17 protein-coding genes and 1 pseudogene are annotated in these 20702 nt (G+C 73.2%); 14 read left to right on the top strand and 4 right to left on the bottom strand.

The genetic code is table 11. From position 1 onward, the window contains the following. Positions 1–2 precede the first annotated feature (2 nt). The 4 genes from NMK34_RS13160 (at position 3) to NMK34_RS13175 (ending at position 4628) form a co-directional block, all read left to right on the top strand. Positions 3–818: a TIGR02452 family protein gene (locus NMK34_RS13160; protein WP_318333608.1), complete on the top strand. Its 816-nt coding sequence runs from the start codon at positions 3–5 to the stop codon at positions 816–818. Next, on the top strand, positions 811–1266 hold the full coding sequence (locus NMK34_RS13165) for an OsmC family protein (RefSeq protein ID WP_318333609.1): 456 nt from the start codon (positions 811–813) through the stop codon (positions 1264–1266). The genes NMK34_RS13160 and NMK34_RS13165 overlap by 8 nt, the downstream gene beginning before the upstream one ends. Positions 1267–1433: 167 nt before the next feature. Beyond that, the gene (locus tag NMK34_RS13170) at positions 1434–2903 is read left to right on the top strand and encodes a family 43 glycosylhydrolase (RefSeq protein ID WP_318333610.1); all 1470 of its coding nucleotides are present in this window, start codon (positions 1434–1436) and stop codon (positions 2901–2903) included. Between the two features lie 63 nt (positions 2904–2966). After that, positions 2967–4628, top strand: a complete 1662-nt coding sequence (locus NMK34_RS13175) for an RICIN domain-containing protein (protein WP_318333611.1) — start codon at positions 2967–2969, stop codon at positions 4626–4628. A 51-nt stretch (positions 4629–4679) separates the two neighbouring features. Here NMK34_RS13175 and NMK34_RS13180 read toward each other — a convergent pair whose 3' ends face one another. After that, complete coding sequence (locus NMK34_RS13180; protein ID WP_318333612.1) at positions 4680–5345, bottom strand: TetR/AcrR family transcriptional regulator; 666 nt, start codon at positions 5343–5345, stop codon at positions 4680–4682. A 105-nt stretch (positions 5346–5450) separates the two neighbouring features. On the opposite strand from NMK34_RS13180, the gene NMK34_RS13185 reads away from it, so the two are divergent. After that, positions 5451–6395 (top strand): SDR family NAD(P)-dependent oxidoreductase, encoded by a 945-nt coding sequence (locus tag NMK34_RS13185; RefSeq protein ID WP_318333613.1) that lies wholly within the window; start codon positions 5451–5453, stop codon positions 6393–6395. A 60-nt stretch (positions 6396–6455) separates the two neighbouring features. After that, a complete protein-coding gene (locus NMK34_RS13190) occupies positions 6456–8693 on the top strand; it encodes a hypothetical protein (RefSeq protein WP_318333614.1) in 2238 nt (745 codons plus the stop codon). Between the two features lie 62 nt (positions 8694–8755). Here the strand turns inward: NMK34_RS13190 and NMK34_RS13195 are convergent, their stop codons facing one another. Continuing rightward, positions 8756–9337: a TetR/AcrR family transcriptional regulator gene (locus NMK34_RS13195; protein ID WP_318333615.1), complete on the bottom strand. Its 582-nt coding sequence runs from the start codon at positions 9335–9337 to the stop codon at positions 8756–8758. Positions 9338–9402: 65 nt separating this feature from the next. On the opposite strand from NMK34_RS13195, the gene NMK34_RS13200 reads away from it, so the two are divergent. The 5 genes from NMK34_RS13200 (at position 9403) to NMK34_RS13220 (ending at position 15279) form a co-directional block, all read left to right on the top strand. Continuing rightward, positions 9403–10446 (top strand): hypothetical protein, encoded by a 1044-nt coding sequence (locus NMK34_RS13200; protein WP_318333616.1) that lies wholly within the window; start codon positions 9403–9405, stop codon positions 10444–10446. A gap of 107 nt (positions 10447–10553) precedes the next feature. Next, a complete protein-coding gene (locus NMK34_RS13205; protein ID WP_318333617.1) occupies positions 10554–12509 on the top strand; it encodes a translation factor GTPase family protein in 1956 nt (651 codons plus the stop codon). Between the two features lie 124 nt (positions 12510–12633). After that, positions 12634–13452 (top strand): endonuclease/exonuclease/phosphatase family protein, encoded by an 819-nt coding sequence (locus tag NMK34_RS13210; protein WP_318333618.1) that lies wholly within the window; start codon positions 12634–12636, stop codon positions 13450–13452. Positions 13453–13550: 98 nt separating this feature from the next. Then, positions 13551–14084 carry a SigE family RNA polymerase sigma factor gene (locus tag NMK34_RS13215; protein ID WP_318333619.1) on the top strand — a complete coding sequence of 178 codons (534 nt, stop codon included), beginning with the start codon at positions 13551–13553 and terminating at the stop codon, positions 14082–14084. Continuing rightward, entirely contained in the window at positions 14071–15279 is a 1209-nt protein-coding gene (locus NMK34_RS13220) for a hypothetical protein (RefSeq protein WP_318333620.1), read from the top strand. The genes NMK34_RS13215 and NMK34_RS13220 overlap by 14 nt, the downstream gene beginning before the upstream one ends. Before the next feature lie 57 nt (positions 15280–15336). Here NMK34_RS13220 and NMK34_RS13225 read toward each other — a convergent pair whose 3' ends face one another. After that, positions 15337–18075, bottom strand: a complete 2739-nt coding sequence (locus NMK34_RS13225) for a beta-L-arabinofuranosidase domain-containing protein (RefSeq protein ID WP_412098876.1) — start codon at positions 18073–18075, stop codon at positions 15337–15339. Here NMK34_RS13225 and NMK34_RS30915 point away from each other — a divergent pair. Further along, positions 18008–18148 (top strand): annotated as a pseudogene (locus NMK34_RS30915) (hypothetical protein); the annotation flags it as partial. The gene NMK34_RS13225 and the pseudogene NMK34_RS30915 sit on opposite strands and share 68 nt — an antisense overlap. A 259-nt stretch (positions 18149–18407) precedes the next feature. Here NMK34_RS30915 and NMK34_RS13230 read toward each other — a convergent pair. Continuing rightward, positions 18408–18632, bottom strand: coding sequence for a hypothetical protein (locus NMK34_RS13230; protein ID WP_318333622.1), 225 nt, complete (start codon positions 18630–18632; stop codon positions 18408–18410). 168 nt (positions 18633–18800) lie between these two features. Between NMK34_RS13230 and NMK34_RS13235 the strand changes: the two genes are divergently transcribed. Further along, entirely contained in the window at positions 18801–20027 is a 1227-nt protein-coding gene (locus NMK34_RS13235) for a sensor histidine kinase (protein ID WP_318333623.1), read from the top strand. Beyond that, positions 20015–20668 (top strand): response regulator transcription factor, encoded by a 654-nt coding sequence (locus NMK34_RS13240; protein WP_194799918.1) that lies wholly within the window; start codon positions 20015–20017, stop codon positions 20666–20668. The genes NMK34_RS13235 and NMK34_RS13240 overlap by 13 nt, the downstream gene beginning before the upstream one ends. Positions 20669–20702 lie beyond the last annotated feature (34 nt).

Below are 20702 nucleotides of genomic sequence, written 5' to 3' on the forward strand. Positions count from 1 at the left end.
GGATGAGCAGCCGCCTCCGCGAGATCGCCCGGCAGACGGTAGCGATCGCCGAAGCGGGGCGATACCGCAACGACGCCGGCGAGGACATCGCGATCGACGCGGCCGTACGCGCCGCGGTCGACGGCACCCGTGAGCACCTGCCGGACGAGGTCCTCCACCTCGACGGTGCGACGCCCGGCGCCGGCGACGTGGAGGTGACGCACGAGTCGACGTTGCAGGCGGCCCGCCGGCTCGGGCCCGGGGCGGCGTGTCTGGTGTTCGCGTCGGCGAAGAACCCGGGCGGCGGGTTCCTGGGCGGCGCGAAGGCGCAGGAGGAGAGCATCGCCCGCTCGTCCGCGCTGTACCCCTGTCTGCTCGCGGCACCCGACTTCTACGCCTTCCACAGGGGGCAGCGGGATCTGCGGTACAGCGACCGGGTCGTCTACTCCCCGGGCGTGCCGGTGTTCCGCGACGACAAGGGAGACCTGCTCGACCGGGCGTACACCACGTCCTTCCTGACCGCGGCGGCGCCGAACCTGGGCGCGATCGTGCGCAACCAGCCGGAGCACGCCGCGGACGTGCCGGCGGTGCTGGCGCGGCGGGCCCGCCGCGTGCTGGAGGTCGCTGCCGCGCACGGGCATCGCACGGTGGTGCTGGGCGCGTGGGGGTGCGGGGTGTTCCGGAACGACCCGCTGACGGTGGCCGGTGCGTTCGCCGACGCGCTCCGGGTGGTCGACCGGTTCGACCTCGTGGTGTTCGCCGTGCGTGACGGGCTGCCGGGTACCCCGGTGTACCGCACGTTCGCGGAACGCTTCTCGGTAGGTTCGTCGTATGAGTGACGACACCTTCCGGTCGGTGGAGATCGAGCGCACCAGCGTGGGCAGATACGTGGCGCGCAACGCCCGTGGGGGCGAACTGTCGATGGGTACGGGGGAGGACGCGACCTTCACGCCGGTGGAACTGCTGCTGGCGGCCCTCGGCGGCTGCACCGCTGTGGACGTCGACCACGTGACCAGCCGTCGCGCCGAACCGACCCGGTTCGCCGTCACGGTGAGCGGCGACAAGATCCGCGACCCGGAGACCGGGAACCGGATGGAGAACCTCACCGTCACGTTCGCGGTGACGTTCCCGGACGGCGCGGACGGTGACCGGGCCCGCGAGATGCTGCCTCGCTCGCTGCGGCAGTCGCACGACCGGCTCTGCACCGTGTCCCGCACCGTGGAGCTGGGCACGCCCGTCTCCATCGTCGACGCGACTGCCGACCCGGGCTCGACCGGACCGCGGTAGCTGCCGGAGGCGCCCGCCGCAGGGCGATCGATGCCTCCATTACCTTGACACTCGTCTATGTTAACGAGAACATTGCCGTAACCCGGCGGTAATGCCGTTGCCATGAGCGTCACGGGCGAGGCGAGCCGCCACAGCCGGCCGGAGGCGGCCGAGCGCAGGAGGTTTCGGTGACAGGGACCGCTCGGACGAGGCGTACGGCCGGGGTCGTGGTCGCGGCGGCGGCCGTCCTCGCCGCGGGGGTGGTGGCCGGGATGCCCCCGGCGTCGGCGGCGACAGTCGACACGTCCGCGTCGTACGTCTTCGTGAACCGGCACAGCGGCAAGGCGATGGACCTGTACGACTGGTCGACGGCGGAGAACGCGCCGGTGAACCAGTGGGCGCACAACGACCTCGCCGTGCAGCAGTGGCAGTTCGTGGACGCCGGCAGCGGGTTCTACAAGGTGCGGTCCCGGCACAGCGGGAAGGTGCTGGAGTTGCCGAGCGGCGGCGACGGCACCCAGCTCGTGCAGAGCACCGACCGGTCGTCGGCCACCCAGCAGTTCCGGTTGCAGGACTCCGCGGGCGGGTTCGTGCGGTTCGTGAACCGGCAGTGGGGCAAGGTCGTCGACGTGTGGCAGTGGTCGACCGCCGACGGTGGGCGGCTGGCCGGCTACACCGACCTGGACGGCGCCAACCAGCAGTGGCAGATGATCCGGCTGGGCGGCGGCACACCCACCACACCGGCACCCACGACCCCGGCACCGACCACCCCGGCGCCCGCCTACCCGCAGCCCGGCCGGGTGACCGGGGACATCGGCGTCCACGACCCGACGGTGGTCAAACGACCCGACGGCACCTACCTCGTCGCGCACACCGGTGACGGCGTCGCGCTGAAGACCTCCGCCGACCGGATCGCCTTCCGTGACGCGGGTGCCGTCTTCCCCGGCGGCGCGCCGTGGACGACCGCGTACACCGGGGGAGCGCGCAACCTGTGGGCGCCGGACCTGTCGTACCGCAACGGGCGCTACTACCTGTACTACTCGGCGTCGGCGTTCGGTTCCAACCGCTCGGCGATCTTCCTCGCGACCAGCGCCACCGGCAACGCCGGGAGCTGGACCCACGAGGGGGTGGTCGTCGAGTCGTGGACCACCGACCAGTTCAACGCCATCGACCCGAACCTCACCGTCGACGACCAGGGCCGCTGGTGGCTCACCTTCGGCTCGTTCTGGTCCGGCATCAAGATGATCCCGATCGACCCGGCCACCGGACGCCGGCTCGGCAGCACCATGCACAGCTTGGCCGCCTACGGCCCCGGCATCGAGGCGCCCGTCCTGGTCAAGCGGGGTGCCTGGTACTACCTGTACGTCTCGTTCGACAGATGCTGCCAGGGTGCCGCCAGCACGTACCGGATCATGGTCGGTCGTTCGGCGAGCCCCACCGGGCCGTTCGTGGACCGCGCGGGCCGGGACATGCTCTCCGGCGGCGGCACGCAGATCCTGGCCTCGCACGGCGGCGTGCACGGCCCCGGCCACCAGGCGGTCCTCGCCGACACCGACGGCGACGTCCTCTTCTACCACTACTACGCCGACGACGGCGCGTCGCTGCTCGGCGTCAACCGCATCGGCTACGACGCCGCCGCCTGGCCCTACGTGTACTGATCCGGCCGGCGCCCCGACAACCGCTGCGCCGTACCCGGCGTACCCCTTCTCGGAGGTCGAACGATGCTCAACCCCGCAGTGACGTCGCCGCTCGGCGCCCGCCGGGGCCGGCGGGCCGGCCTGGCATCGGCCCTGGTGGCGGCGCTGGCCGCCGTGATCGGCGTCGCCGTCGTGGCCGCGCCGTCGGCGCAGGCGGCCACCATCGACACCAGCGCCTGGTACGTGCTGGTGAACCGCAACAGCGGCAAGGTCCTCGACGTCCGGGACACCTCGACCAGCGACGGCGCGGCGATCCAGCAGTGGTCCCGCAACGACGGCGAGTGGCAGCAGTTCCAGTTCGTCTCCTCCGGCAGCGGCTACTACCGCCTGCGGGCCCGCCACAGCGGCAAGGTGGTCGACCTGTGGGAGTGGAACGTCGCGGACGGCGCGGAGTACCGGCAGTGGCCCGATCTCAACGGCACCAACCAGCAGTTCCAGGTGCGCGACTCGGACGGCGGCTACATCCGGCTGATCAACAGGCACTCCGGCAAGGCGCTGGAGGTCTGGGAGAGGTCGACCGCCGACGGCGCCCGGGTCAGCCAGTACGCCGATCTCAACGGCACCAACCAGCAGTGGCAGATGGTCCGGGTGGGCGCCGGCGGCACACCGACGACCGCGCCGCCGTCCACCGGATGCGGCAGCGGCTCCTACCAGGCCGAGGCCGTGCTCAACGGCGGCACCTGGACGGCCCGCAACGGATCGTCGACCGTGTACTCCGGTGCGGACATGCTGTCGGCTATGCAGGCCGCGGTGAACTCGCTGCCGGCCGGCCGGACCGCCAAGCAGCGGGTGGTGGTGCGCGGCTCCGGGTCGATGAGCGCGGGGGCGCGGTTGTCGCTGCCGTCGTACACGACGCTCGCGGTCTGCGGCACGATAGACGTGACCGGCTCCGGGTCGGGTGACTACGCGCCCGTCTACTCGCGCGGGACCACCGACGTCGAGGTGCAGAACCTGACCCTCACCGGCGCGCCGCTGTACGGGATCTTCATGCGCAACGTGAACAACCTGACGCTCGGCCAGATCGACATGCGGCTGTCCGGCGGCCTGGGGATCCGGATCGACAACCACGGCGGTGACCGGGCGGTCAAGGTGCGCAACGTGCGCATCGACACCGTGTACGTGTCGGGGACCGGCGCGCACGGCGTGGAGACGTACGGCGTGGACGGCCTGACCATCGGCACCGTCACCGCGCGCAACACCGGCTACTCCGGCCTGCTGCTCAACGACACGATCAACGCCACGGTGGGCACCGTCGACGCGCAGGGCGCCGGCACCGGGACCGGGTACGCGGCGTTCCGGATGGCCAACCGCAACGGCCGGATCGGCAGCTCGTACCCGACGAACATCCGGGTCGGCACGGTGATCGCGTCCGGCGGTGGCCGGGGGATCTTCTGCGTCTCGGAGTCCGGCGGCGCGGTCATCGACCGGGTGACCATCTCGAACACCGGCAACAACTCGATCCTGGTGGAGAACTGCTACAACGTCACCATCGCCGGGGTGTCCGGCACGGTGACCGGCGGTGGTGAGGTGCGGATCGCCTCGCGGACCGAGTTCCCGATCTCCTCCGGCATCCGCTTCCAGAACCTGACGGTCACCAACACGAACATCACCCAGAACCCGTGCGGCGGCGCGAACAACACGATCAGCAACGTCACGCGCGTCAACTCGACGCTGACCTGGTGCTGACGATCCGGCTGGCCCGCCGGCCGGTGGTCGGTGGGTCAGCCGGTCAGCCGGTCAGTCGCGCGGCAGCACGCCCAGGAGGGTCGCGGTCAGGGCCAAGGTCAGAGAGTCCGCCATCTCCAGGTGCAGGCGGGCCAGGTCGGGCTCGGCCCGGTAGGCCGCCGCGAGGCTCGGCGGCGGTGTGCTGTACGCCGACAGCGCGCCGGCCAGCACCATGGTCTGGAGGCTGAACAGCGTCGCGTTCCCGCCCAGCTCGGGCAGGTGTTTGCGCACCAGGTCGGTCATGGTGGCCAGGCGGTCCAGGGAGGCGCGCTTGTAACGCGCCACCACCTCGACGGAGACGTTGTGCTCCAGGACGCTGCCCTGCGCGCCGAAGAGGTCGCACATCACCGACCGGTGGGCGAGTGAGCGGCTGACGATCCCCGCGACGGCGGTCGCCCGCTCGGCCATCGGCAGGCCCGCGTCGACGCCGTCGGCCAGCTCGTCGGCCAGATCCGTGAGCCACTCCCGTAGGTAGCGGTCCAGCAGCTCCAGCAGCACCGCCTCGCGGGACTCGAAGTAGCGCAGCACGTTCGGCTTCGCCAGGCCGACCCGGCGGCTCAGCTCGTTCAGGGTGACGGCGGCGACAGGCATCTCGTCGAGCATCGCCGACGCCACGTCGAGGATCGCCCGCCGGCGGATCTCCCGCTGCTCCTCGGTCCGGGCCCGCTGGAAAGTCACGCCCGCCAGCCTAACTTAGGTACCTCCGGTACGTTGACAACGTACCGGAGGTACCTTAATGTCTGCGGCGCAAGATACTTCCGGTACTTTAGGTGGAGGCGTGGCATGGGCGAGACGTGGACGACGGCGGACATCCCGGATCAGCGCGGGCGGGTGGCGGTGGTGACCGGGGCCAACACCGGACTGGGGTACGAGACGGCGAAGGCACTCGCCGAGCGCGGCGCCTCGGTCGTGCTCGCCGTCCGCGACGTCGGGAAGGGCGAACGGGCCGCGGCCGGCCTGACCGGCGACGTGAGCGTGCAGGAGCTGGACCTGACCTCGCTCGACTCCGTCCGCGCCGCCGCGGCGGCGCTGCGGTCCCGGTTCGACCGGATCGACCTGCTCATCAACAACGCCGGGGTGATGTACACCCCGAAGCGGACCACCCGGGACGGCTTCGAACTCCAGTTCGGCACCAACCATCTCGGCCACTTCGCGCTCACCGGGCTGCTGCTGGACCTGATGCTGCCGGTGCCCGGCTCGCGCGTGGTGACGGTCAGCAGCGTCGGCCACCGCATCCGGGCCGCGATCCACTTCGACGACCTGCACTTCGAACGCTCGTACGGCCGGGTCGCCGCCTACGGGCAGTCCAAGCTGGCCAACCTGATGTTCACGTACGAGATGCAACGCCGGCTCGCCGCGCACGGCACCACCGTCGCGGTGGCCGCGCACCCCGGCATGTCCAGCACCGAACTCGCCCGCAACACCCCGGCGGCCCTGCGGCTCCCGCTCACCTGGCTCGCGCCGCTGATCACCCAGACGCCCGCGATGGGCGCGCTGCCGACCCTGCGGGCCGCCACCGACCCCGCCGTGCTCGGCGGCCAGTACTACGGCCCCGGCGGACGGTACGAGGTGAAGGGCCACCCCCGGCTGGTCACCTCCAGCCCGCAGTCGTACGAGGTGGCCGTCCAGCAGCGGCTCTGGTCCGTCTCCGAGAACCTGACCGGGGTGCGGTTCCCGGTCCGGCCCGGGCAGCGTCCGGTTACGGCGGGGCCCTCCGGCGTGCAGTGACCCCGGCGCTCTGTTCCGCGTTCGGCAGCGCGGGACGGGCGTCTTTGTGACGCTTCGATCGTGGAGATACCCGGCGGCGACAGAGGCGTCGAGCTGCGCGTCCACGGGGTGTCCGGCGCGTCGGCGGAGACGATCGTCGACCATCCCATCGTGGCACGCGTGGCCGGCGACGGGCACGCCGGGTTCTACCGGGTCCGGGAAGGGCTCGGTACGGCCGGTGGCGCGACGGCCGGGGTGGTGGTGGAGGCGTACCGCTGGGGAACCCTGACCGCCGGGGTGGCGGTGCGTACGGCGTCGATGCTGGTGCTGCTGCCGTTCATGCTGAGCAACCTGGCGGTGTGGATGCGTTCCACGCCGGTGGACCGCTACGGCCTGCTCGGCGGGCTGTGCCGCCTGCTGGCCGGGTCGCTGACCGTGGCGTTCACGCTGGCGCTGGTCGGCGTCACCATGAACCTGACCGGCTGGCAGTGCGTCCCGTACGCCGAGTGCCGGGAGGGGAGACCGTACCTGTCGTGGCTGGTGGCGTTGCCGATCGGCCCGCGCCTGGCCGTGCTGGCACTGGTCCCGCTGCTGGCGCTGCGGGTGTTCTGGGCCGTCGGGAAGCGGTCGGCCGCCGCTTTCGAGGGCTTCGGATCGGCCCCGTCGCGCGGGCGGTTCCTGGAGTCGACCGGGAGTCTCGCCGCCCCCGGGGTCTGGCACGACGAGCGGATGACCTCGTGGCTACGCCAGATCCACGTGGGTCTCGGTGCCGGCACCGTCGGCGTCAGCCTCGTCGTCGCGGTGTCGCACGGCCAGTGGAGCGCCGTCGCCGTCGGGATGCTCGGCCTCGCCGCCGGTCTCGTGGTCCTCTGCGCCGGGCTGCTGACAGTGACCGTCCCCGCCGGGTGGGCCGGGCCGTTGCGCCGCGTGGTCTGGATCCTGGTCGCGGTGGCCACCGTGTCGAGCCTGGGGTACGCCGTGTCCCGGCGGGGGGTTCCCGTGCCGGCCGGACAGATGCCCGGCTACGAGGGCGCCGTCGCCGGTCTGGTCGCGGCGCAGGGGCTGATGCTGGTCCTGATCGCCGCGGTGACGCTCGTGCGCCGGCGCGCCCGGCCGGCCGGTTCCCGCGCGCTGCTCCGCGGGCTCGGCACACCGCTGGTCGCCGCCATGTCGGTCACCGTCGCCTCCGCCTACACGGCCACGCTCGTGTTCCGGACGGCGGACCAGCTCGACCGGGGCCGCATCCCCGACCCGATCCGGAACAACCCACCCGCCCTGGGACCGCTGGAACCCCCCGTCGGGTACTGGTGGGCGGCGCTGGCCGGGCTCGCCGCCCTGCTGGTCGTCAGCGCGGCGATCGCCGTCACCCTGCCGGTGGCGCGCCGCCGGCGGCGGGCGTACGCGCGACGCGTGGTCGAACACGACTATCCGGGCGCGCCCGCCGAGGCGACGCCGCGACTCGACGCCGTCCGCTCGACGATCGCCCGGTCCTTCGTGACCGACGAACTGGGGCCGACATTCGTGGCGTTCTTCGTGATCTCGTCGGTCGGGCTCGCCACCGTCGCGCTCGACCTGATCGGGATCGGCCCCACCCAGCTCGTCGCCCGACTCGGCCGCCGGCACGACACGCTCGCCGTGCTGACCGCGTACGTGACGGACGTCGGTATCTGGGCCATCAGTCTGCTCGTCATCGGGCTGCTGATCCTGGGCTACCGGGCGTACCGGTCGCCGGAGACCCGCCGGCTCGTCGGCGTACTGTGGGATCTGGGCACGTTCTGGCCGCGTACGGTGCACCCGTTCGCGCCACCGTGCTACGCCGCCCGCGCCGTGCCGGAGCTGGCTCGGCGGGTCACCGCGCTCGCCGCACAGGGCCCGGTGGTGATCTCCGGACACAGCCACGGCTCCGTGCTGGCCGCCGCCACCGTCCTGCAACTGCCGCCGGAGGCCCTGCCCCACGTCGCGTTGCTGACCCACGGCAGCCCGCTGCACCGCATCTACGCCCGCCTCTACCCGGCGTATCTCGGTGAGCAGGCGCTGCGCGACGTCGGCGACCGGGTCGGCTGGCGCTGGCGCAACCTGTGGCGCGACACCGATCCGATCGGCGGCCCGATCTTCGCCGACCCGGGTCTGCGGGCCCCCCTGCCCCCGGCCGCCGGCGCGGTCGACGTCCGGCTGCGGGACCCGCGCAGCGTCGTCGTGGAGACGCCGGACACCGTGCCGCCGCCTGTCGAACGCCACTGGCGCTACCACACCGAGCCGGAATACCGGGAGGCCGTGCGGGAACTCGTCGACGGAATCCGGGCCGGTGCCCCCGGCTGACGCGCCCCGCGTGCCGGCGCCGGCCACCGCGACGGCCGGCGGCCCGCCGATGAACGGTGGCGTCAGCCGTGACCGCGCACCAGGGGCAGGAACACGTCGTCCACGATCTCGACCAGCACCTCGTCGGGGACGGAGGGGACGCCGCGCATCGCGTACTCGGCGCGCAGCAGCATCATCGGTACCGTCGCCACCCGGTGACGGACTGCTGCCGCCGGCGCCTCGCCCCGGGCCGCGGCCCGTTCCAGCATCCCGATCCACGCACGGTCCATGGTGTCGGCGCCGGATCGTTCGCGCATGAGCGTGAGCAGCTCCGGATCGTCGGCCGCGGCGGCGAGCAGGCCGCGCAGGACGGCCCCGTGCGGCGACGACCACGTCTCGTTCGCCAGCCGGAGCATCTCGAGCGCGTCGCCTCGCAGCGTGCCCGTGTCCGGATTCGGCATGGCCGCGTCGGACAGGTGGCGGTACGCCGCGACGCCCAGCGCCGCCCGGTGCGGCCACCGGCGGTAGATGGCGTTCTTGTTGGTCCCGGCGCGCGCGGCCACCCGGTCCATCGTCATCCCCGCGTATCCGGACTCGCGCAGTTCCTCCGCCGCGGCCCGCAGGATCGCCTGTGCCAGTTCTTCGCCCCGTCGTCTCCTGCCCATGTCTTGCAGGGTACGCGTCGTACCTTATAGGGTACGGCGCGTACCCTAAAGGTTGGGAGTCCTCGATGCGCGTCTTCGGCATGAACTACGACACCGGCTTCGTCAGCGCCGGGTCCACCACCCATGAGCCCTTCGACGCCGACGTCGTGCGCAGCGACCTGCGTGTCATCCGCGACGAGCTGCGCTGCGACGCGGTCCGCGTCACCGGCGGCGTGCAGGACCGGCTGGAGCTGACCGCGCGGCTGGCGGCCGAGGCGGGGTTGGAGGTGTGGTACTGCCCGTTCACCAACGGCCTGGACCGCGACGGCCTCATGGCGTTCCTGCTCGACGGCGCCGAGCGGGCCGAGCGGCTGCGGCGTGACGGCGCCCCGGTCGTCTATCTCACCGGTTCCGAGATCTCCCTGTTCACCGACGGCTTCCTGCCCGGTCGTGACCTGACCGAGCGGATGGCGGTGTTCACCGATCCGATGCGGATGCGGGAGGCGGTCCCAGCAGCGCGGACCGCGGTGCGTGACTTCCTCGCGGAAGCGGTGCCCGCGGTGCGGGAGCGCTTCGGCGGCCCCGTCGGGTACGCCTCGATCCCGCTAGAGGACGTCGACTGGACGGCCTTCGACATCATCGCCAGCGACGCCGGCTACCGTGACGCGACCAACTCCGCGGTGTTCCCGCAGTCCCTGGCGGCGGCCGTGGGGCAGGGCAAGCCGTACGCGGCGACCGAGTTCGGCTGCTGCACGTACCGTGGCGCGGCCGACGTCGCGGGCGCGACGGAGCCCGTGGTCTACGACGAGCACGGCCGTGCGGCGAAGCTCACCGCGGAGCTGGAGCGCGACGAGGAGGGCCAGGCACGCTACCTCGTCGACCTGCTGCGCGACTACGAGGCCGGCGGGGCGGAGGCGGCGTTCGTGTACACGTTCGCGAACCGGCACCTGCCGACCACCGGCGACCCCGGGCACGACTACGACCTGGCGTCACGCGGGATCGTGCGCGTGCTGCCGGACGGCTCGTGGACGCCCAAGGCCGCCTTCCACGCCCTGGCCGAGTACGGCCGCCTCCGTGCGCTGAGCCGGCCCGAATTCGGTGGTGGTGATCGCGGCGGACGGGCAAGGTAGGACTGCACACCGGCGGCGGGCGCCGCCACCACGACCAGGACCGGGAGAGACCATGCGAGCAGCTACCACGCTTCGGACCCCTGCCCGTCCTACCGTGGAGCTCCGCCTTGGCCCTGTTGAACCTCGGAATCGTCGCGCATGTTGACGCCGGAAAGACCAGCCTGACCGAACGCCTGCTCTACGAGGCGGGCGCGGTGGCCGAGCCGGGCAGCGTCGACGCCGGCACGACCCGGACCGACTCGATGGAACTGGAACGCCGCCGCGGCATCACCATCCGGGCGGCCGTCACGTCGATCACCATCGGCGACCTGAGCATCAACCTGCTGGACACCCCCGGCCACCCCGACTTCATCGCGGAGGTCGAGCGCTCCCTGGCCGTCCTCGACGCCGCCGTGCTCGTGGTGTCGAGCGTGGAGGGCGTCCAGCCGCAGACAGTCGCCATCTGGCGGGCGTTGCGCCGCATCGGCGTACCGACCGTGTTCTTCTTCAACAAGGTCGACCGCGGCGGCGCCGACGTCGACCGGGTGACCGCCCAGGTACGGCAGCGGCTCGGTTCGCGGCCGGTCCTGCTAGGCACTGTCACCGGCCAGGGCACACGCGAGGCCCGGGTGCACGCCGTGGGCCTCGACGCCGAGCCGGTGGTGGCCGAGGTGGCGGAGGTCGACGACGCGGTGGCCGCGCGCTGGCTGGCCGACCGGCCGGTCCGCGTACGCGACGTCCGCCGGGCGCTGCGCCGCGCGGTGCGCCGCGCCGACCTGGTCCCGGCGGTGTGCGGCTCGGCCATCACCGGCGCCGGGGTACGCCGGCTGTGCGACGTCCTGGCCGACCTGCTGCCGTACGGCGAGGCGCGGGACGGACCGCCGGCGGGCACCGTCTTCGCCGTCGACCGCGACGGGCACGGCCGGCGTGTCTGGCTGCGGTTGTGGTCCGGGCGCCTGCGGGTACGGGACCGGGTGCGGCTCGGCGACGGCCGTCCGGAGCCGGTGACCGAGATCGCCGTCATCGAGCCCGCCGGCGTGCTGGTGCGCCGGTCGGTCTCCGCCGGGCAGATCGCGGCGGTACGCGGCGTGTCCGCCCGGATCGGCCAGCACATCGGTGACCCGCCACGGCGGCACGACTACCGGTTCCCGCCACCGACCCGGCAGGCGGTCGTCGAGCCGGTCGACCCGGCGCAGCGGTTGGCGATGTTCGCCGGCCTGGCCGAACTGGCCGACGAGGATCCGCTGGTGGACCTGCGCCTCGACGAGCAGCAGGCGGAGGCGGTGATCCGCCTGCACGGCGAGGTCCAGAAGGAGGTCCTCGCCGCCCTGATGGAGGACCGCTACGGCGTCCGGGTGCGGTTCTCCGGCACGCTCACCGCCTGCATCGAACGGGTCGCCGGCACGGGTACCGCCGAGGAGCGGGTACGGGAACGCGGCAACCCGTACCTGGCCGGGCTGGGGTTGCGCATCGAGGCCGCACCGGCCGGGCACGGCATCGGGTTCCGGCCCGGGATCGAGCCGGGCCGGCTACCCCCGGCGTTCGTCGCGGCCACCGAGGAGGGCGTACGGGCCGCGCTGCGGCAGGGCCGGCGCGGCTGGCCGGTCACCGACTGCACCGTCACCATGACGGCGTCCCGCTACTGGCCCCGGCAGAGCCGCCCGCACCAGAAGTTCGACAAGTCGATCTCGACGGTGGCGGCGGACTTCCGCAACCTCGCCCCGGTCGTGGTCGCCGCAGCGTTGCGGCAGGCCGGTACGCGGGTGTGCCAGCCGATCGAACGGTTCGACGTCAACCTGCCGCGGCACGCGGTGGAGACGGCGCTGGCGCTGCTCGGCCGGCTCGGCGCGGTAGTCCACGACACCGCCGTCGCGGGCGGCTACCTGGAGGTGAGCGGCACCCTGCCGTCCGCCCGGGTGCCGCGCGTCGTCGCCGCCCTGCCCGACCTCACCGGCGGCGAGGCGGTCCTGACCACCACCTTCGACCACTACGCGCCGGTCACCGGCGAGGAGCCGCCGGTACTGCCCCGGCGCGGGCCCGACCCGGACGACCGGGAGGCGTGGTTCCGGGCGGTACCGAGGTAGGCCGCGCCGGGCGGCGACGGCGGCGCTCCGGGGATAGGATCACCGGCGCCCGCCGCCGCCCGTCCCCGTTGGAGCCCCGCTGTCCCCGCAGCCGGCCACCCACCTCGCCCGGCGAGTCCGCCGGGTGCTGGCAGTGGTGTGCCTGCTCGTCGTGGCCGGGCTGCCGGCTGGATCCTCGGACGCCGGCGCCACCGGCTCGGGAACGCTGCGGGTGCTGCAGATGAACCTGTGCAACAGCGGCCGGGCCGGCTGCTACACCGGCCGGGCCGTCCCGCGGGCCGCCGACGTGATCGCCGCCGAGGCGCCCGACGTGGTCACGCTCAACGAGATCTGCCGCGACGACGTGGTGAGGCTGGAGCGGACGCTGCGGGCCGCCCGCGCCGGCGGCACCGTGGTGTCCGCGTTCCAGGCCGCCGGTGACCGTCCCTCCGGCGGTCCCACTCGATGCAACAACGGCGAGCCGTACGGGATCGGGCTGCTGACCCGCCTCGACGGCCGGGACGCGCGGTCGTCCGTGCACCGGGGCACCTATCCGGCGCAGGACCTCGCCGACCCGGAGGAGCGGGTGTGGCTCTGCGTCCGGGGCGACGGGCTGCACGCCTGCACCACGCACCTGGCGAACACCAGCGGCCGGGTGGCGCTGGCGCAGTGCGGGCAGTTGCTCGGCGCGGTGGTGCCGGGGACCCGGGGCGGCGCCGGGAGCGCGCCGACGGTCCTCGGCGGTGACCTCAACCTGCGCGCCGGTGGCACGCCGGACGTGCGCTCGTGCGTGCCGGTCGGCTACCGGCGGATCGACGACGGTGCCCGGCAGCAGATCATGGCGTCCGGCGGCGTGACGATCTGCTGCCGCCGCGCGGTGGACATGCGCGGGACGACTGACCATCCGGCGCTGGTGGCGACCATGATCCGCTCGTGGCCGGAGCCGCCGCCCGGACCGTACTGACCGGGACGGGGCACGACCCCGGCGCAATCGGTCCGCCCGCCCGTGCAACGTCCCGGGCGGGCGTCACCGTTCTACCTCCGTCACGAGGAGGCAGTCGATTGAAAGCCGAAGACGAACAAGCGTTCCGCGAGTTCGTGACGTCACAGATGGCGTCGCTGCGCAAGCTGGCGTACATGACCTGCGGCGACTGGCACACCGCGGAGGACGCCGTGGCGAACGCGCTGGTCAAGCTCTATCCGCGCTGGCGGAAGCTGGAACGGCCCGATCTCTACGTCAAGACCATGGTCTACCGGGCCGCGATCGACGAGACCCGGCGGCCCTGGCGGCGCGAACGGTCGGCCGGCGACGCGATGCCGGACGTCAGGGTGTGCGACACGGCGGCGGTGACCGACGAGCGGATGCGCCTGCGGGCGGCGCTCGAAGCCGTGCCCGCGCGGCAGCGGGCCGCCGTGGTGCTGCGGCACTACCTGGACCTCAGCCTGGAGGACACCGCCGCCGTCCTCGACTGCACGGTGGGCACGGCCAAGAGCCAGGTCTCCCGTGGGCTGGCGAAGCTGCGCGAGTCACTCGGCGGCGAACACCTCAATCTCACCGGCACCTCGATAGGGGAGTGGACGAATGCAGTTGCGTGAACTGGTGGACGCCGTGACCGGCGACGAGCCGCCGATGAGCCGTACCGTCGACGACATCGTCGCGGCCGGGAGGCGCGCCGAACGGCGCCGCCGGACCCGGTTCGCGACCGTCGGGGCGGGCCTCGTCGCGGTGGCGGTCGCCGGCGCTGTCACGCTGCCGACGCTCGGCGCGAAGCGCACCGCCGGGGACACCCCGGCGCTGTCCGCGGCGTCGCGTCCGGCCGGCGCCGCGTGGCCGGACGCCGCGCCGTTCACCTTCACCTTCCAGGGGTACGACGCCGGCACGCTGCACGTGCAGGACCCGATCGTCGCGTCCACCGCGTACCAGATCGCCTCCGTCTACTCCGACCGCCACACCTCCAACGACAAGCCCGTCGGCGAGGACGAGGCCGAGGCGCGTGGCGGCACGATCGAGCAGAAGAAGACGGCCGCCGACGCGAAGCCGACGCTGTGGGCCTACCTGACCGTCTACCGGCCCGGCGCTTTCGACCCGGCTGCGATCAAGGACGGGCAGAACGTCACCGTGGCCGGGCGCAAGGCGGTCCGGGCGACGCTGCCGTTCGGCCTCGACCCCCGCAACCCGCTGGATCCGGGCAACAAACTGTTCGCCTGGGAGTACGCCGACAACGCCTGGGCGGCCGTCACGTCGATCTCCGGCGACGCGGCGACGCCGAGCTTCGACGACCTGGGCGGCCTGGTCACGGGCCTGAAGCCGGCCCGGTCGAGGCCGGCTCCACTGCCGTTCACTGTGGGCTACGTGCCGCGGGGTTACGTGCCGCTGCAGATCGGCACGCACGCCATGCCCGGCCTGAGCGGCATCGCCGCCGCCCGCGGCGGTGACTACGGCGGCGCGACCTACACCCGGCCGGCCCTGCCCGCCTCGGGCCTGACCGCACCGTTCGACTCGGTCGAGGGCGCGATCAGGGACGGGTTCCACATCTTCGTCACGCCGAGCACCAGCGCGAACCAGTCACCGGAGCCCGGTGCGGCGAAGTGCTATTCGGGGGCGGCCCGCAGAGGCGGCTTCTGCAACATCTGGAGCGCCGACGGCAGTGTCGTCGTCCAGGTCAGCTCCGAGGGCGTCGGCGGCCAGCTGCCCCAGGCCGAGCTGCGGCGGATCGCCGAGGGCATCTCCGTCGCGGACGTGCGGGACGAGTCGACCTGGACGCCGGCCGCGGAGGCCCTGACGCCCTGACGGTCGATCCCGGTGACGGTGGGAGCGGACCGCCCGCTCCCACCGTCACCGCGTGCTCTACAAGAACCGCCAGCGCTGATGCGCGGCCCCGGTGTCGTCGGCGAGGACCGCCTGCGCGCCCTGGGCGCCGGAGCCGCCGCTGAGCCCGAGCACCCGGCCCCCGTTCGCGCACTGGATCCGGAACCAGCCGCCTCCGCCGTGCCGCAGCCGCCACCTGTGGTCGGCGGTGCCGTTGTCGGCCCACTGGACGATCCGGGCGCCCGCCGTTGTCGAACCACCCTCGACGCCGAGCACCTTGCCGCTGTTGCCGTTGCGCAGCCGCAGGTAGCCGCCGGTGTCCACGAGCGCGGTCCAGAGGTGGTCGGCGGTGCCTGTGTCGCCCCACTGGATGACCGGCCCGCCGTCGGCGGTGGACATGTTCTGCACGCCGAGCACCAGCCCGCTGCCGAGGTTCTGGATCCGCCGCGCGCCGTTTGGCAGGAACCGCCACTGGTTGTCCGGGCTGCCGTTGTCCGGATCCTGCACGGCGAACGCGCCCTGGGTGGTCGAACCACCGGAGATGCCGAGCAGCTTGCCGGTGTGCACGTTGCGCAGCTTGTGGCTGCCGTCGCCGACGTCGGCGACTGTCCACAGGTGGTCGGCGGTGCCGTTGTCCGCCCACTGGAGGATCCGCGCGCCGTCGGCGGTGGACATGTTCTCCACCCCCAGCACCTTGCCGCTGTTGACGTTGCGCAGCCGCAGCGCCGACCCGTCGACGACGAGCTGCCAGTCGTGGTCGGCGGTGCCGGTGTCGCCCCACTGGAGCGCGAGCCCGCCGTCGGCTGTGGACATGTTCTGGATGCCGAGCACCAGCCCGCTCGCCGCGTTGGCGAGCCGGTAGCTCGCCTCCCCGCCGCCACCGCCCGCGCCGACCCGCCAGTAGACCGTGTAGTTGTGCCCGTGGGCGTCGTGGAACGGGCCGAGGTTGACGGTGGCGCCGTCGGCCCGGGCGGTGAACGCGAGGCTGCCCGTGCCGGTACGGGTGACCGAGGCGGGATCCAGCGTGGGCAGGCCGCTCAACGTGGTGTTGCCGTAGTTGCCGGAGAGCACCACCGGCCCGTACGTGACGGCCTGCACCGCGGCGTCGTCGTTGGCGGGCACCGTGGCGACCCGCATCGGCAGCCGGACCGTGACCGTGTCGCCGGACGTCCAGGCCCGGGTCAGGACGGCGTAGCTGCCCGGCGTGGTGGCGATGCCCGCCGCGACGCCGTTGACGCTGACGCTCGCCCCGCTGGTCCACGCCGGGATCCGGATCCGCATCGTCCACGACCCGCCCACCGAGCCGGTGACGGTGAGCGTCGTGGTGTCGCCGACCGGGTATGACGTGGCCTGCGTGACGGTGATGCCGCGCTGGCTCCAGGTGAGCACCGACGGGACGAACAGGTTGACGGTCAGCGTGGTGCCGTTGTGGAAGTAGATCGCGTCCGCCAGGGTCGTGTTGGTCTCCAGTCCGGTGCCCTGGCAGCACCAGAACGAGGTGTAGTCGGTGCTCCAGGTGCCGCCGCCCCACGCCGGGCCGACGCCGCGCCGCCCGCCCGGGTTGAGCGGGGTGAAGTACGTGACGTGACCGTGCGCGTCGGCCGGGTTCTGCTGGCCGATCATGTGGTTGAGCAACGCGCGCTCGTAGAAGTCGGCGTACGCGACCCGGTCCGGGTCGAGCTGCCACAGCTCCCGGGTCAGCTTGAGCATGTTGTACGTGTTGCACGCCTCGCAGGTGTCGTTGCGCAGGTAGCCGGCGATCGCGTTCGGCGCGCGGAAGTGCTCGGCCTGGCTGTTGCCGCCGATGGCGTACGTGTGCGAGCCGACCGTGATGGCCCACGCGTTCGCGGCGATGTCCCGGTAGCGGGTGACGCCGGTGGCCTTGTACTCCCGGGCCGCGCCGATCCACTTGGGTACCTGCGTGTTGGCGTGCAGTCCGTTGAGCTGGTCGGAGTTCGCGGCGAGCGGGTTGAACACGGCGGCGTGGTCGAACCGCTGGGCGACAGTCAGCCACCGCCCGTCGCCGGTCTGCTGGTAGATGTCGGTCAGCACCGCGTTCATGCCGCCGAACTCGGTGCCGAGCATCGCCTGCATCTGGGCCGAGGTGAGCCGGCCGGTGCGCTGGTCGACCCAGCCGGCCAGCGCCAGAAGCACGTCCCGGGCCTGGGTGCTGCCGATCAGCCGCCACACGTCCAGCAGCCCGGCGAGCGTCTTGTGGATGCAGTAGTAGGGCACGTTGCCGTTGCTGAGCGTCCGGGCCTCAAGCGCGGTGAAGTCGGACTCCGGGAAGCCGGACAGATAGCCGGCGCTGAACCCGGCCGCGCCGTTGTTGGCCTGGCAGCGAGCCAGCTCGGCGACCATGGTGAGCGCCTTGTCCCGGCAGGTGGTGTCGCCGAGCACGGCCCACGCCTGCGCCCAGGCGGTCAGGAAGTGCCCCTGCATGTGGGTGCGGAACGGGAAGTTCGGCGCGTCCCAGCCGCCGTTGGCGGCGGCGCCGCCGGTGGACAGGCGGTGGTTGGCCCGGAAGTTGTAGAGCAGCCGGTTCACGTCGACGAAGCGCAGGTAGGCGACCGTCCGGTTCTGGTTGTCCTGCCAGCGGCCGGCGGTCAGCCGGACCTGGCCCGGGTCGAACGCGTACGCGGACACGCCGATGTCGGGGCGGGCGGGTGGCAGCGAGGCGTGTGCCGTACCGCCTGCGGAGACGGACCCGGCGGCGGCGCCGGCGGTGGCCGCGACGGCTGTCGCGGCGGTGGTGCGCAGGAGGAATCGGCGGTTCACCAGGGGAGCGGGCATGACGGCCTCCGTGGCGGGGGACGGTGGTGGTGGGGGCGCGCGGGGGACGCCGCGTTAGCGTTAACAATCTCCCTCAGCCTGGCGTTTGCATAGTCGTATGTCAATTGATTGGTGGCGTTAACGCGCTCAGCCGCGCGCCGCCCTCGGCACCGCTGTGGTCTCGCGTACCCGATCAGGATCAGCAGTACGGCCAGCAGCGGCAGCCCGTACGCCAGGAGGCCCAGCCGGCGACGAGGTGGCGCGGGCGAACGCCGCAGGGCGGGCCGATCGTCGTCGCGGCCCGCCCGGCTTCCCGGCGTCGCCCGCCCGGTAGCGGGTCAGCGGTTGCGGTAGTGGTTCACTGCCAGCGCCGCGCCGGACGCCAGCGCCAGCACGCCGAAGGCCGAACCGGCCCACGGGTTGTCCAGGACGTTCGACAGCGTCACGTTCGCCACCACGCCGACGACGAGCACCAGCCAGAGCAGCGGGCGCATCCGGGTGACGGGCGTCGTCGCGGCGGTGGTCTCGGCGGTGGTCTCGGCGGTACGGTCCAGGTCGTTCACGGCTGCCTCCTCGGGTGACGTCCTTGCACCTCGACGCTAGGCGCGCGGCCGGCCGGGAACGATCCCGCCAGCACGACGACCGGGGTACAGCAGGCTGTACCTTCCGCGCCCGGACCTGACGGACGGCGACAGCGGTGACCTATCGTGGCGGCCGGGGGTGGGCCGGGGATGGAGTACGTACGCGGGCGGTTCCGCGCCGCGGTGGACGCGCTGGAGCACCTCGTCGGCGGGCTGGGCACCGCTGTGCTGGCGCTCGGCCTGTTGCTCGGGACGGTCGTGGTGGCGGCGGCGTGCGTCGGCGGGGTCGGGCTGCTGCTCGTACCCGGGCTGCTCCAGGCCATGCGGTCGGTGGCCGACCGGGAACGCGCCCGGCTGTCCCGGTGGGGGCCGCCGGTCCCGGCGCCCGGCCCGGCGCCGGCCGGGGTGCGCCCGGCGCTGCGCGACCCGGTCGTCCGGCGGGAACTGCGCTGGGTGGCCGTCCACGGAACGCTCGGCTTCGGCGCCGGACTGATCGCGCTCGCGCTGCCGATCTACGCCGTGCAGGACATGACGTTCCCGCTGTGGTACCGGCTCGTGCCGCCGGACGCCGGTGCGCCGGGGATCGGCTGGTGGCGCATCGACGGGCTCGGCGACGCGCTCGCGGTCGGCGTGCTCGGCATCGGGTGGCTGGTGCTCGCGGTCGCGGCCGGGCCGGCCCTGGCGCGGATCCAGGCCCGGCCGGGCCGCCGGCTGCTGCCCCCGCCGCCCGGATTCGACCTGTCGTTGCGGGTCGCCGAACTCACCGCCACCCGGGCCGCCGCGCTCGACGCCCACGCGGTGGAACTGCGCCGGATCGAACGGTCGCTGCACGACGGCACGCAGAACCGGCTGGTCGCGGTGAACGTGCTGCTCGGAGCAGCGCGGCGGGCGGTACGCCGGGACCCGGCCCGCGCCGACGAGATCCTGGAACGCGCGCAGAACGCGGCCGAGCAGGCGCTCGGCGAGCTGCGTACGGTGGTGCGCGGCATCCTGCCGCCGGTGCTCGGCGACCGGGGCCTGGCCGGGGCGCTCGACGGACTCGCCGCGGAGTGCGCGGTGCCGTGCCGCCTGTCGGTGGACGTCGACGTGCGCTGCGCGGCGTCGGTCGAGGCCACCGCGTACTTCGTGGTGGCCGAGGCGCTCACGAACGTGGTCCGGCACAGCGGCGCGAGCGCGGTGGACGTCGCCGTACGCCGGGAGGGGGACCGGCTGCTCGTGACAGTCACCGACGACGGGCGCGGGGACGCCGACGAGACGCGCGGCTCCGGGCTGACCGGCATCCGCCGCCGGGTCGAGGCGTACGACGGGCGGATGACGCTGACGAGTCCACCGGGAGGACCGACGAGGATGCACGTGGAGCTGCCATGCGGATCGTGATCGCCGAGGACGACGCGCTGCTACGCGAAGGGCTGGCGCTGCTGCTGCGCGCCGAGGACCTGGACGTGGTGGCCACCGCCGGCACACCGGGGGAGTTCCTGGCCGCCGTGGACGAGCACCGGCCGGACGTGGCGATCGTCGACGTGCGGATGCCGCCCACCCACACCGACGAGGGGATCGTCGCCGCGGTCGAGGCGCGCCGCCGCCGGCCGGGCCTCGCGGTGCTGGTCCTGTCCGCGTACGTCGAGCAGGCGTTCGCCACCGAGCTGTTCTCGGTCGGCGCCTCCGGGCTCGGCTACCTGCTCAAGGAGCGGGTGGGCCGGGTCGAGGAGTTCCTCGCCGCGCTGCACCGCGTCGCGGACGGCGGCAGCGTGATCGACCCCGAGGTGGTCGGGCAGCTGCTCGCCCGCAACCGGCGGCCGGACACCGCGCTGGCCGAGCTGTCGCCGCGTGAGCACGAGGTGCTGGCGCTGATGGCCGAAGGGCTGGGCAACGGCGCGATCGCGGAACGGCTGTTCGTCACCGACGGCGCGGTGCACAAGCACATCCGCAGCATCTTCGCGAAGCTGAGCCTGCCGCCTGACGACCGCGCCGACCGCCGGGTCACCGCCGTGCTGCGCTACCTCGACGGCCGGCGGTAGACGCACGCACGCGCGCCGCCTCGCGGGGGAGGCG

Source organism: Micromonospora sp. BRA006-A (assembly GCF_033433935.1).
GTDB classification, from domain to species: Bacteria; Actinomycetota; Actinomycetes; order Mycobacteriales; family Micromonosporaceae; genus Micromonospora; species Micromonospora aurantiaca.